A 13,299-nucleotide genomic window follows, 5' to 3' on the forward strand; every position below is an offset into this window, starting at 1 on the left:
GCACAACTGCATACATAATTGTTTGAAAAGTCTATCATACGTTTCGCGAGATGGACAATGGTTAACCGCACGGATCAGGCACGGCACGCATCCTTCAAGCTCTCCGTGAAGCGAGTCACCATCTCGACGGCATCCCCGTCGCCGCTTGCGGCGTCTCCTATCCGACGAACGTACGCGCTCCCGACGATCACGCCGTCCGCATAACCGGCGATTTCACGCACGTGGTCTGGCGTACTGACGCCAAAGCCGACACAGGCAGGTAAGCTCGTATGGCGCTTGACGGCCTGCACCAACGACTCCACTTGGGTGGAAATGGAGCTGCGTTCGCCGGTAACACCAAGCGACGACACGCAATAGACAAAGCCACGTGCCTGTTGCGCGATCGCCTGAATGCGCTCTTCTCCTGACGTCGGGGCAACGAGGGGTATCCATGCAATCCCCTGATCCGCCGCAACTCTTGCAAGTTCAGGGGCCTCCTCAAGCGGTACGTCCGGCACGATCACGCCATCTCCCCCTGCCTGCGCAAGTTCAGCGAAAAACCGCGTTGCGCCGTACTGCATCAGGGGATTGACGTAGGTAAACGCGATGAGCGGCTTGTTTGTCTCGCTGCGCAGATCCCGCACCAGTCGGAAACAGTCTGGGAGCTGACACCCACGATTCAAACTACGCAGGGCAGCAGCCTGGATGACCGGGCCATCGGCCAACGGATCGGAATACGGAAAACCAATTTCGAGCATGTCTGCACCCGATGCCAAAATAGCCCTGGCAATCGCAAATGACTGATCATAATCGGGATCGCCAGCAACGATAAACGGAATTAACGCCTTGTTTGAGCCAAGGGCTGCAAACGCATCACGAATTCGCTCCATTGGCGAGCCCTCCTTCCATTTGCGCTACCTGCTCGACATCTTTGTCGCCGCGTCCCGAGAGACAAATGACAACAATGTCGTCCTTTTGCATACGTTGCGCCTCACGAACCACGTACGCGATGGCATGCGCGCTCTCAAGCGCCGGGATGATGCCTTCCAACTTGGATAATAGGTAGAACGCCGCCAAGGCTTCTTCGTCGGTCACCGGAACGTAGACAGCCCGCCCACTCTGCGCAAAATGCGCGTGCTCAGGGCCGATACCTGGATAGTCCAGTCCGGCCGAGATCGAGTGCGCAGGGGTCACCTGACCGTACTCGTCCTGGAGAAGCATGGTCTTCGCGCCGTGCAGGACGCCTGGACGCCCTTTGTTGATGCTCGCCGCGTGGTGTTCCGTATGGATGCCATGTCCGGCCGCCTCTGTGCCAATCAGTTGCACTTGTGTGTCCTCGACGAATGGGAAAAACATGCCCATCGCGTTGCTACCGCCACCGACACAGGCGACGACGGTATCGGGCAACCGTCCTTCTTGCTCGAGGATTTGCTCTTTGGTCTCATCGCCGATCACGCGTTGAAAGTCACGGACAATCTGCGGATAAGGGTGTGGCCCCACAACTGAGCCGATGACGTAATGCGTGTCATCGACGTGCGAAACCCAATGCCGAATCGCTTCGTTCGTCGCATCCTTCAGCGTGCGCGTACCGCTCATCGCCGGGACGACTTCTGCACCCAGCATACGCATACGAAATACGTTGAGGGCCTGGCGCCTCATGTCTTCTTCGCCCATGAACACCGTACACTCGAGGCCAAATCGCGCCGCGATGGTCGCGGACGCAACCCCGTGCTGCCCAGCTCCCGTCTCTGCGATGATTCGCCGCTTGCCGGTGCGCAATGCAAGCAACCCTTGGCCGATGGCGTTGTTGATCTTGTGTGCTCCGGTATGGTTCAAATCCTCTCGCTTTAAATAGATCTTCGGACCACCCAGGTATTCGGTCAGCCGCTCGGCAAAGTACAAGGGTGTGGGACGCCCTGCGTACTGTTTTAGGTAATATGCCAATTCCGTTTGAAACGACGCATCGGCGCGCAAACGCAAGTAGTCCTGCTCCAATTGCAATAAAGCCGACATCAGCGTCTCCGGCACATACCGCCCGCCAAACTGCCCATAGCGGCCGTTGGGGTCGGGAAATGCGTAGTTATTTTGCATACTCAATGCTCGCCACCGCCTTTATCAATTGCGCAATCCGCTTCACGTCTTTACGCCCATCCGTCTCGACCCCGGACGACAGATCAATCCCATACGGTCTACAGGAACGAAACAATGCGTGGACATTCTCCGGTGCAATGCCACCTGCCACCCACAATGGAAAGCCGTCAAGAGCCGCACATACATCGGCCAGGATGGTCCAATCAAAGGCGACACCGTTCCCTCCCGTCAAACCGCTCACGCCGTCCCGTGGCGGTTTGGCGTCGAGCAAGATTGCATCGACAACCGGCATATATCGTTCACAAGCTTCCAGTATAGCTGTGCGATCCGGTTGTACCAGTGGTACAGGGACGGACTTCCAAACCTTGCATCCTGCGCTTTTCAAGCTGTTGCACAGTTCAACCGACTCACTTCCGTGTAATTGCGCAACATCAAGATGCGCAGCGCGGACGGCCGCCAAAGCCGAATCGAAATCCGCATCCGAAAACACGCCCACCGTCTGCACCTGGTTCCGAACCTGTTCCACCATGACTGCAGCGGCCTCCGCCGACACGAAACGCCGGGAGGCTGGTACCATCACAAAACCCACGTGTGTAATCACAGGATCGCTCGCAAACGTCACATCATCCCCAGGAAGCAAACCACAGATTTTGACACAGGGTCGTGTACTCATCTGGCGTTCCCCAGGCGGTCATATGACACCTGCAACTCCGACAAGCACGCCGCAACGTCCTCAAGGTTGGCATGCCGCATAAGCAACTCGCCGACAAGAATGCCACGAGCGCCGGCTGCTGCCATGCGACTTGCGTCGGCAAGGCCAAAAACTCCGCTCTCGGCGATGGCGACGACATCTGTCGGCAGTTCCCGCAAAATGGCTTCCGATACACCCAAGTCGACTTCAAACGTGCGCAAATCGCGATTGTTAATGCCAAGTATGCTTGGCTTTGCCGCCAGCGCCGCCTCTACCTCGGCCGGATCGTGAACCTCCAACAACACCTCGAGACCTTGCGCCTGGGCATATGCGGAGAGTTCTGACAGCCTCGCCGGGGGCATTGCCGCCGCAATTAACAAGACGACGTCGGCTCCAGCTCCTACCGCCTCGTCGATCTGCAATTCATCGATGATAAAATCCTTGCGCAGCACGGGAACGGAAATACATTCGCGGACCGCCCGCAAATCGTCGATCGTGCCCTGAAAGTATTCTCGATCCGTCAGCACCGAAATGGCGGCCGCTCCAGCCCGCTCGTACACTCGTGCGCGCGCAATCGGATCGACCTGTGTTTGAATGGTGCCCTTAGACGGGCTTTTTCGTTTGATTTCGGCAATAACACCCAAATTTTCGCGTTCGACGAGCCGCTGCCGCAGGGAACGATACGGTGCCGTTCGCGTGCGCACGAGCGCGCCCGTACTGGCCGCGATCCGCAACTGCGCAATTTCCCGCCGCTTGGTCTCCAAAATTCTGTCCAAGATAGTCGCCATGTTAGTGCACCTCTCCCGCTTGCACAGATTGCGCAAGAGCCTGCGTGCCCGCCACAAACTGATCCAGTTTCGCAAGAGCGTCGCCACCATCGACAAGCCGTGCCGCCAGGTCGACGCCTTCCTTGATACTCGCCGCCTTGCCACCCACGTATAAAGCCGCACCCGCATTCAGCAGCACGACGTCGCGCTTGGGTCCCTTCATCCCCTGCAGTATCTTGCGAATGATGTCAGCGTTCTCGGCGGGAGTCCCCCCCGTAATGGAAGACACTGGGGCACTTTCAAGTCCAACGTCTTCAGGCGTGACGGTGTACACTTCGATCCGCCCGTCCCTGACCTCAGCCACTTGTGTCGGTCCTGCGAGCGACAACTCGTCCAAACCGCCGTGGCCGTGCACGACCAAAGCGTGTTCGGCTCCTAGTTCTAACAGCGCATCCGCTACGGTCGGCACAAGGCTTGGTTTAAATACACCGAGAACCTGGCGTCGAGCGTTTGCAGGGTTGGTCAATGGACCTAAGATATTAAAAATCGTTCGAAACCCAAGTTCCCGACGAACTTGAGCAGCATATTTCATCGCGGGGTGAAAGATTTGAGCAAAGAGGAAGCAGATGTTCGTCTCGGCGAGCAGGCGCTCACAAGCCTCGATAGACAACTCGATCTCGGCACCCAAGGCCTGCAACACGTCGGCGCTGCCACTGCGGCTCGAAGCAGCTCGATTGCCATGTTTGGCGACAGGAACACCTGCTGCCGCGGCAATCAATGCAACTGTGGTCGAAATATTAAACGTGTCACGACCATCACCGCCGGTTCCACACGTATCAATGGCATTGGCAGGGGCCGTGATGTGCAACGCGTGCCGACGCATGGCCCGCGCAAATCCTGCGATTTCGGAAGGTTGTTCACCACGAGCCGCCATGACACTGACCAAGGCAGCAGCTTGCGCCTGTGTCACGCGGCCATGCATCCATTCATTCATGAACGCGTCCGCCGCCGTCACGTCGAGCGTCTGGCCCGCAATGACGGTGCGTAACGCAGTTTGCACTGCATCATTCACTTTCCATATCTCCTCTCAACTCGGACACCGGCAACCTGCGTCACCGACGCCTACTCATCTCAACTCACTCTACTCGACTGCCCAACGGCCAATCGATCTGTTATAGACATGGTAGCGACCGAACCGCCCTCCGTCAACCGGCAAACGCCTGGCACAAGAAGGCTGGTCCCACTTACTTGGTTGCGAGATCGGGACGCAGTTGTACAGCTTCTCCGAGATAGACGTGAATCAGTTCGTCTTGCGCTTTATCCGTGTTCAGATGCACCAAGACGCGAATGCTGCGAGGTAGTGCCCCCGGCACTTCGATCTCGCGGGCACACATCAGCGGAACCCACTGCCACCCTGGCAATTGCCGAACCGCAAGCGCGGGAAATGCCGCATTCAAATCGGAGGTCATCGTCAGGACGACGCTCGCCACATCGTCGACATCGATATCGTTCAGGCGGACGATTTCTTCCATCAGTTCCTTCGTGGCTCGCCAAATCTCTTCGCGGTCATTGTGTTTGACCGTGGTCGCTCCGCGCAAACCCCGTACCTTCATGCATTCTCCCCCTCGAACGCGCGTTCGTAGACGCGGCGCACCTCGTCTTCTTCGATATCTGTCACGACTTCCACGCGGCCAATGGCCTGCGGCAACGCGAACGTCCAACCGCGGCGACCGTGCTTCTTATCCACCTGGATCCGCTTCGCAATCTCTGCAAAGTCCCGTTCTTGTGGGCGGATCGGCAAGCCATGTGCACGCAGTAACTGCACCAGTCGATCCCGCGCTTCCATCGTCAACATGCCCCGCATCACGGCGAGATCCGCTTCCAGCACAAGGCCGATGGCAATCGCTTCGCCATGCCCCAATTCGTAATGGGAACATTGTTCAATGGCGTGGCCAATCGTGTGACCGACATTTAACACTTGACGCAGTCCTGCTTCGTGCTCATCCGCATTGACGACGTTGACCTTCACCTGCATCGCATCCGCCAAAATCGGCTCAAGGAACGTCGGATCTGGACACTCGCGCAGAGGCTGCGCCTCCAGAGCCGCAAACAGGTTGGCATCGCCAATGAGCGCATGTTTAATGACTTCCGCCATGCCGTTTACCCATTGCCGCTCTGGCAGAGACAACAGTGCCCTTGTGTCAAACACGACCGTTTTCGGCGGATAAAACGCGCCAACGAGGTTTTTCCCCTGAGGCAAGTTGACGCCAACCTTACCGCCAAGCGCACTGTCGTGAGCGAGCAAGGTGGTCGGCACTTGGATGAACGGTACGCCTCGCATATACGTCGCCGCGACAAAACCAGCGAGATCGCCAACAACACCGCCGCCAAGCGCCACGATCACGTCACCCCGGCGAAAGCCCATCGTCAAGAGTTCGCCATACACGTAGACAGCCGTATCCAGTGACTTGTGGGCATCACCCGCTGGTATCACGACAAACGAGTAGTCGTACGAACTTTGCTCCAAGACGTGGGCCAATTCCTGCGCGATGGGCTGTTGGCGCACCGTGTCATCTGTAATCACTGCGATCCGGCGCTCATCCAGGCCCGCCTCGGAAAGCGCCCAAGGCAACTGTGACAAGGCACCGGCGCCGACGAGGACGGGATACGTGTGCCGCTCGCTGACAATCGTAAGTGTCCTCATCGCCGGCTCACGCGCGCTTGGTATTGCGCCCAATTGTCTTTCATTTGTTCGAGTGAATCGCCGCCCAATTTCTCGATGAGCGCATCCGCAATCACCCATGCGACGACATTTTCACCGACAACAGACGCCGCGGGCAGCGCGCAATAGTCGGAACGCTCGATGGCGGCCAGTTCTGCCTCTTTCGTCTTCATATTGACGCTGGGCAGCGGCTTATACAACGTGGAGATAGGTTTCATGGCGACGCGCACAACGATGTCTTGACCATTGGTGACCCCGCCCTCAAGACCGCCAGCTCCGTTGGACGACCGCAGATAGCGCTGCCCGTCGTGCAGAATCGGATCGTGAACCTGCGAACCCATCCTGCGTGCCGCCTCGAATCCAAGCCCAATCTCCACACCTTTGATCGCCTGAATGCTCATCAAGGCACCAGCCAATCTGCCGTCAAGCTTCCGATCCGGCATGGCATAACTGCCAAGTCCAATCGGACAACCGCGGACGATGACTTCAAAGATACCCCCAACTGTATCCCCGTTTGCCTTCGCTTCGTCGATCTTTTGGATCATCCGTTGTGAAGCGTCCGGATCCGCACAGCGCACCTCCGAGCTGTCTGCTGCGTTCATGAGCGCCTCAAGGCTGTCCGGCAGCTGTGTGGCTTTCACATCGCACAACTCGACCACGTGCGCGGTAACAAGAATGCCGAATTGTTCCAAGAGCTGCTTCGCCAATGCGCCAGCCGCGACAATCGTTGCGGTATTGCGCGCGCTCGCCCGTTCCAAGACGTTGCGAATATCCTCGTGATCATACTTAATCGCCCCAGCCAAGTCGGCATGGCCTGGCCGCGGACGGTAGATTTCTTTCAAGTCTTCCGGCTTCTCGCCAAACGGTGCCATGCGATCCGTCCAATTTTTAAAATCGCGGTTGGCGACGACCATGGTAATCGGCGTGCCGAGCGTATTGCCAAAGCGGATGCCGCTGGTGACTTCCACCGTGTCTGTCTCAATTTGCTGTCGAAATCCGCGCCCATACCCCATTTGGCGTCGTCGCAATTGTTCGTCAATTTTCTCCTTGGACACGGGTACATTGCTCGGAAAACCATCGACAACAATCGTCAATTCAGGGCCGTGTGATTCTCCGGCCGACAAATAACGTAGCAAAGGCTGCCCCTCCACTTCCAGCGCTCTCCCATACGCGCCTGTCTCTGCGAATTAGAGGTAGTATACCATACATGCCTTGGCACAGGCGGAACTTTCGCATATGCCAAGGCCCAGTTTTACTGGCCAAACGTTTGAACGGCTGCGACGAGCAGCCGCAAGGTCGCTTCCACATCCGCGAGATCGACCAATGCTTCTGCCGCTCCGGCGGTGTGAACCGGATACGAAATGCCGGCTGCAAGGATGCCTTCGCGCGTCAATTGAATCGCGCCTGTATCGCTTCGCCCGCCCGGCCAGACTTCGTATTGCAATGTGAGGCCAAGCGCATCCGCAGCGTCCTCGATCAGCTGTTTTACGGAAAGCGGAGCCACGGTACCCGCGTCCATCACCTTGAAGGCCGGCCCGGCACCAAGCTTTAGCGCGGTCCGCTTGCCACCAGGAACATCGGAGGCAGGGACGCCGTCGACGACAATCGCCAAATCGGGCTCAAGGGCGAACGCAGCTGCTTGTGCCGCACGCGCGCCTGGAGCATTTTGTGCCGTAAAGACGACTGAGACGTACCGACCGAGTTGTGCCAATTCACGAAACGCGTGCAAGGCGATGGCACAACCGACCCGATTGTCCAGAGCCCGGCCGAGTAACCGGCCGTTGCCAATGTCGGCGACACCTGTGCCTAGCACGCCGCCGAGTCCGATAAAGGCGCGGGATTCTGCCTCTTGACGATGTTTTGCGCCAATATCGACAAACAATTGTTCAAACTGTTCCGGGCGCTTTTCACCATCTTCCAAGCAGACGAGGCCGACTGTGCCATTTGTAAACGCCACCTGCCGAAATGCCGCCTCCGAAGCCGTCAATCCCCCCGTCGGAATGACGCGCAAAAACCCGTCATCATCGATATCAATGACCATCACGCCCGGCTCATCCATGTGTGCCGCAATCATCACGTGCGGACCCTCGCCTCGCTTCGTGGCAATGGCGTTGCCAAGTGCATCCATATGGGTTTCATCGGCAATGTCCTGCACAGCGTCAAGCAGCACGGACGTGATCCGCCCTTCGCTGCCAGAAGGAGCTATTTCCGCCGCCAACCGAACGATCCATTCCTTCACAAGGTAAAACTCCCTTCCGCGATCTCTTGAAGTACCGCCCGCAACAACCGCCCTGCGTTTTCCACGTCGTCGAGCGAAACCACCTGCGTCGGCGCGTGGATGTAGCGCACAGGCACCGAGATCGATCCACCGACAATGCCCTTGCCGACGCGATGAATGGCGCCAAAGTCGTTCGACCCGCCCTTCACACGCCGCCACTGCACGGGAATGCCGTGCCGCTTGGCCGTCTCCCACATGAATTCCGCAAACCTGCGGTCCGCAATCGTCTGCGCATCCTGCACCGTCAGCGCCGGACCTTTGCCAAACACGGTCGATTGACCGTGGGACGGCGCGCCGACGACGTCGAAACAGACGGTACCTTCGAGCGCGATCGCGATATCGGGCTGTATCTGGTACGCAGCCGCCCTTGCCCCGCGTAAGCCAATCTCTTCCTGCACAGTGAAGGCTCCATAGAGCGGATACGGAACCTCCGTTTGCATGGCTTCCACCAGCAACGCACAACCGACGCGATCGTCAAACGACTTGCCCTTGGCCGCACGATCGCCAAACTCCGCGTAACGCGTCGCAAACACTGCCGCATCGCCCGGTTTGACAACCGCTTTTGCGTCCGCCGCGTCCTTGGCGCCAATATCGATGTACAGCTTATCCATAGGAATGGGCTTCTGCCGCTCTTCGGGCGCCTGCAGGTGTACAGGCTTTGCACCTATGACCCCCGGAATTCTGTCAGGTCCAATCAACACCGGTTTGGAGACAAGCACGCGCGGGTCGATGCCGCCAAGCGCCCGAAATTTGAGTAAGCCAGATTCTGCGCCACCATCGCAGATTTGCACAATCATCAGGCCAACTTCGTCCATGTGAGCATCGAGCATCACCTTTGGCCCAGGCTTTTTCGCTCCTTTGACGGCGATCAGGTTGCCAAGCACGTCCGTGTTCATCTCGTCGACGCGGCCGTCCAATTCGCCGCGAATCACGTTTCTCACGTCATCCTCAAATCCAGTCGGGCCGAACGCCTCCGACAGCGTTTTTAATAGCATGACAAGTCCTCCACTTGCGCCATGTCCAATTCGGCAATATAGTGTGCCAAAAGACGTGCACACTGTTCGATGTCGGCATATGAGCCTGTCTCGACCGACGTGTGCATGTAGCGAATCGGAATGCCGACCAGAGCCGCGGCAAGGCCCGGGCCGGCGACTTGGAACGCGTTTGCATCCGCTCCAACTGGCGTTTGTGACAGCTCGATTTGGTACGGAATGCGGTGGCGCTCCGCGACGTCCACCAGCCGTTGAAACACCTTCCGATGCAGATTAGGGCCAAACGAAATGGCAGGCCCGGCGTCCAGTGCGAACGACTCGTCCGCGGCCTGTCCCGGAAACGCGCCAAACGTGACATCGATGGCAATGGCGACGTCCGGTTGCACGGCAAAACCAACCGTCTGCGCCCCCCGCAACCCAACCTCTTCCTGAACAGTTGCGACCGCATATACGTCTGCCTGGTGTATCAACTGCTGCAACCGATGTAGCGTTTCAAGTAAAATGGCGATACTTGCACGATTATCAAGCGACTTGCCTGCCAATCGCCGATTGCGCAACAAGTACACGTCCCGCGACAATGTCACGCGATCGCCAATGCGCACCCGTTCGCGAACCGCGCTCTCCGGCATCGCCAAATCGAGATACAAATCGGACAAAGGAGCCGCTTTCCCTCGCTCCTCAGGGGCCGTTAGATGCGGCGGCTTCGAGCCGACGACTGCGAGCAGGTCGCCCCCGCGCGCATGCACCACCACTTCTTGTCCGACCAGCGTCCGCGGATCAAAGCCACCGGTCTGCACCACCCGCAAAAAGCCGCCCGCTTCAATTCGAGCGACAACCAAAGCGATCTCGTCCATGTGTGCGGCAAGCAGTACGCGGGGCCTGCGCCCCTCGCCACAGCCTGCTACCTGGGCCACCACATTGCCCATGACGTCGACCTGGACCGCTTGTGCGTAGCTGCGCAAGTGAGGCACGATGACGTCGCGCACCGCGCCTTCAAAACCGGGCCCCGCATGCGTGGTCATCAGTTGTTCTAGCAATGGCTGATGGTTTTCCATAGGCGTATAACCACCTCTCTAAGCAAAGCGCAAGAACTCACTCCGTATCCAGTGTAACACGGCTGTCATTCGCCGGGTTGGCCGCAGCGGCCCGTGCACACCATTCCTGCAAAGTGCCCGTTCCGCCCGAAAGGGACCACAACGTTTCCATAGCGTCGGGAACGCGTGCAGAGGCTGTCTTTGGCACGCCGTTCTCACCCAATTGCCACGATAGTTGATAGGCATGCAAGGCCTGATGTGGAAAGACGCGCTCGAAGTAGCCCGCCCGGCCAGCAGGATCTGGTATTCGAGCAATGCTGTACGAATAATCGCGATCCCCGACAAGCGGCATGCCGCGCACCGCGATCTGGAGTCGAATCTGATGCGTCCGGCCGGTCTCCAATTCGAATGCAAATAGCACCATATGTCCCGTACGCGCCAGGGGAAGCGCGTGCGTCACAGCACGCTCGCCATCACCTGGCGCAACCACCATGCGCCGCGACGGTTTCTCGGGATTCATTGCGAGATCGTCGACGAGGTGCAGCCAATCGCCACACGTTATTTCATTTGGCACATAAGCCAAGGCTATGTACTTGCGATGGACGAATCCACGGCGGAGGGCTCTGTCCAACTGATGGTGCGCGTGTGCATGTTTTGCGAACAGGATAGCACCGGAGGTGTACTTATCCAAGCGATGGACGGCATGAGGGGTTTGTTCTGCACCAAGCAAATGGTAAGCAACCCCAGCCAAAAGCGAACCTGTGCGTTCGCGCGCCGACGGATGTGTCAAAATGCCAGCCGGCTTATTGACCACCACGACGTCTTCGTCCTCGTAACAAATGTCCAGCGGCATCGGCTCCGGCGCGATGGACGGCGACTCGTTTGGCCTTCGCCAAGAGATCAGATCTCCTCTTCGAACAATCGCCGACAAGCGCACCGGTTCACCGTTCACATAGAATCCATCTTCGCGGATGATGCGTCGCAACAAACGACGCGACATGCCCAAGGTACTCGTGAGGATCGTCGATAGCCGTCTTCCCTCCAGGTCCGCAGGCACCTGATATTGCTCCATGCCAACACCCCATTGCGCCCTTGGGTCTGTCAACCAAGGCGCCGGATCGCGAAATACAAATAGATGATACCAATTGTCAGCAAGCCACCCAACACGGCGATGTACAACATCTTATCGATGGTCTTCATAGCACTCACCTCGGTTTAGGTTCCGCACCCAAGCACCGACATATACAACAGGTCCGTTTGTATGCATGAAGATTGGTCTATAACGAATGTGGACAGACATTTTGTCGTACAGGTGACTGACCACAGAAGGAGGGCTATGGCGTTGGTCGTACCATTTACATTTCGCGTCGTTGGGAAAGAATCTGCGCGCTTGCCCCAACGTTTGTGCGATCACGGCTGTGACTACCTCATTCAAGTGGTTGGTCCAGATGACGACGTCCAGTTTGAAATGTGCCCGCTTTGGGCTGAGCATTTTGCCGGGGAACTGTTGATCGCAATCGAATTGAGCCATTTGTCAAATTAACGTGTCATACTTGTCCAACCCGCCACATACATCTCTCTTTACCAGACGTTCGCCTGTCGAACGGCCGAGTTCACAATGGAGAGGGAGATGTGTGTGATTCGTCGCCGGGGATATCCCAGCTTCATCGTCAGCCTTGCATTCATTCTCGCGTGCACACTGCTGGCTCTATGCGCCAATCCCACGCCTGCTGTCAGCCAACCGTTGTCCGTTCGGGAACCAAATGGACGAGCCTCGCACGCAAAGGTCGAAGCCTCATCGCTCGCGTACCAGACAACACGGCAAGGACGACCCGATCCGTTACCGCAGAAACCGGTACAGCCGATCAATGCCGCAGCCTTCGTGCGAGAAGTTCGTTTCATTCCACATGCAAGTCCGGCTTCGCATGCGCGTGAGACTATTGCTGTCCATTCGGCACCTCCGTATCCAACTGCTGGACAAACGACCGTGTGGCGTGTAAAACCTGGCGACTGTCTCTGGAAAATTGCACTCGCCAAGCACACAACCGTATCTGCCATCGTGCAAGAGAACCGTCTGACGTCGACGGTCTTGCAAATTGGACAAGTCCTGCACATCATCGACGGCTTTGCCAGCCGACGTGCACATGATCCGAAATCGTCCAAGGCGAATTCCTCGCCGACAAAGTCGTGGCATCCCATGACCTATGTCGTTCAACCGGGAGATTCGCTTTGGAAGATCTCGCACGAATTCGGCGTTTCCATTCGAGCCATCATCAACGACAACGCCTTGTTAGGTGACGATATCCAGCCTGGGCAACACCTTGTCATCGGTCCTATGGACGCCGGTTACCACCCTACCGCGGCCAGCCGCGCCTTGATCGCCAGTGCACCAAAATGGCTCATTCCCATCTACCAAGCGGCGGGTCGCAAATATGACATTCCGTGGACTGTCCTTGCCGCCATTCACAAAGAGGAGACAGACTTCGATACCACCGGCAACGACGTATCGTCCGCTGGAGCCCTCGGACCGATGCAGTTTATGCCATCCACCTTCGCGATCTTCGGCGTCCCTGCCCCCGGACACAAAACGCCCAGTATCTACAACGTCGAGGATGCCATCTACTCTGCGGCAAACATGCTCCATCAGGAAGGATTTAGCCAAGATCCATACTACGCGGTGTACGCATACAATCACTCGACGGTATACGTCCACGCCATTTTGCATATGTCGGCAACCTGATGGAA

14 protein-coding genes are annotated in these 13,299 nt (G+C 57.6%); 2 read left to right on the forward strand and 12 right to left on the reverse strand.

The window, feature by feature from the left end; genetic code table 11:
* Window positions 1–74: 74 nt before the first annotated feature.
* The 12 genes from trpA to C7445_RS03520 form a co-directional block, all read right to left on the reverse strand.
* Window positions 75–869 carry a tryptophan synthase subunit alpha gene (gene trpA / locus C7445_RS03465; protein WP_134158640.1) on the reverse strand — a complete coding sequence of 265 codons (795 nt, stop codon included), beginning with the start codon at window positions 867–869 and terminating at the stop codon, window positions 75–77.
* Window positions 853–2,070, reverse strand: coding sequence for a tryptophan synthase subunit beta (gene trpB, locus C7445_RS03470; RefSeq protein WP_134158710.1), 1,218 nt, complete (start codon window positions 2,068–2,070; stop codon window positions 853–855). The genes trpA and trpB overlap by 17 nt, the downstream gene beginning before the upstream one ends.
* Window positions 2,060–2,743: a phosphoribosylanthranilate isomerase gene (locus C7445_RS03475; protein WP_134158641.1), complete on the reverse strand. Its 684-nt coding sequence runs from the start codon at window positions 2,741–2,743 to the stop codon at window positions 2,060–2,062. The genes trpB and C7445_RS03475 overlap by 11 nt, the downstream gene beginning before the upstream one ends.
* Window positions 2,740–3,549 carry an indole-3-glycerol phosphate synthase TrpC gene (trpC, locus tag C7445_RS03480; protein WP_134158642.1) on the reverse strand — a complete coding sequence of 270 codons (810 nt, stop codon included), beginning with the start codon at window positions 3,547–3,549 and terminating at the stop codon, window positions 2,740–2,742. Before trpC ends, C7445_RS03475 begins: the two co-directional genes overlap by 4 nt.
* A 1-nt stretch (window position 3,550) precedes the next feature.
* Window positions 3,551–4,600, reverse strand: a complete 1,050-nt coding sequence (trpD, locus tag C7445_RS03485; protein ID WP_134158643.1) for an anthranilate phosphoribosyltransferase — start codon at window positions 4,598–4,600, stop codon at window positions 3,551–3,553.
* 172 nt (window positions 4,601–4,772) lie between these two features.
* Window positions 4,773–5,141 carry a chorismate mutase gene (aroH, locus tag C7445_RS03490; protein WP_134158644.1) on the reverse strand — a complete coding sequence of 123 codons (369 nt, stop codon included), beginning with the start codon at window positions 5,139–5,141 and terminating at the stop codon, window positions 4,773–4,775.
* Window positions 5,138–6,232: a 3-dehydroquinate synthase gene (gene aroB, locus C7445_RS03495; RefSeq protein ID WP_134158645.1), complete on the reverse strand. Its 1,095-nt coding sequence runs from the start codon at window positions 6,230–6,232 to the stop codon at window positions 5,138–5,140. The genes aroH and aroB overlap by 4 nt, the downstream gene beginning before the upstream one ends.
* A complete protein-coding gene (aroC, locus tag C7445_RS03500; protein ID WP_166668969.1) occupies window positions 6,229–7,386 on the reverse strand; it encodes a chorismate synthase in 1,158 nt (385 codons plus the stop codon). The genes aroB and aroC overlap by 4 nt, the downstream gene beginning before the upstream one ends.
* A 116-nt stretch (window positions 7,387–7,502) precedes the next feature.
* Window positions 7,503–8,489 carry a zinc-binding metallopeptidase family protein gene (locus C7445_RS03505; protein WP_134158647.1) on the reverse strand — a complete coding sequence of 329 codons (987 nt, stop codon included), beginning with the start codon at window positions 8,487–8,489 and terminating at the stop codon, window positions 7,503–7,505.
* Entirely contained in the window at window positions 8,486–9,523 is a 1,038-nt protein-coding gene (locus C7445_RS03510; protein ID WP_134158648.1) for a M42 family metallopeptidase, read from the reverse strand. The genes C7445_RS03505 and C7445_RS03510 overlap by 4 nt, the downstream gene beginning before the upstream one ends.
* Window positions 9,514–10,575 carry a M42 family metallopeptidase gene (locus C7445_RS03515; protein WP_134158649.1) on the reverse strand — a complete coding sequence of 354 codons (1,062 nt, stop codon included), beginning with the start codon at window positions 10,573–10,575 and terminating at the stop codon, window positions 9,514–9,516. The genes C7445_RS03510 and C7445_RS03515 overlap by 10 nt, the downstream gene beginning before the upstream one ends.
* A 37-nt stretch (window positions 10,576–10,612) precedes the next feature.
* Complete coding sequence (locus C7445_RS03520) at window positions 10,613–11,626, reverse strand: RluA family pseudouridine synthase (protein ID WP_134158650.1); 1,014 nt, start codon at window positions 11,624–11,626, stop codon at window positions 10,613–10,615.
* A 264-nt stretch (window positions 11,627–11,890) separates the two neighbouring features.
* Between C7445_RS03520 and C7445_RS03525 the strand changes: the two genes are divergently transcribed.
* Window positions 11,891–12,097: a hypothetical protein gene (locus C7445_RS03525; protein ID WP_134158651.1), complete on the forward strand. Its 207-nt coding sequence runs from the start codon at window positions 11,891–11,893 to the stop codon at window positions 12,095–12,097.
* A gap of 87 nt (window positions 12,098–12,184) precedes the next feature.
* On the forward strand, window positions 12,185–13,294 hold the full coding sequence (locus C7445_RS03530) for a lytic transglycosylase domain-containing protein (protein WP_243834912.1): 1,110 nt from the start codon (window positions 12,185–12,187) through the stop codon (window positions 13,292–13,294).
* The last annotated feature ends 5 nt before the right edge of the window (window positions 13,295–13,299 follow it).

It is taken from the genome of Alicyclobacillus sacchari, assembly GCF_004366795.1.
Lineage (GTDB): Bacteria > Bacillota > Bacilli > Alicyclobacillales > Alicyclobacillaceae > Alicyclobacillus > Alicyclobacillus sacchari.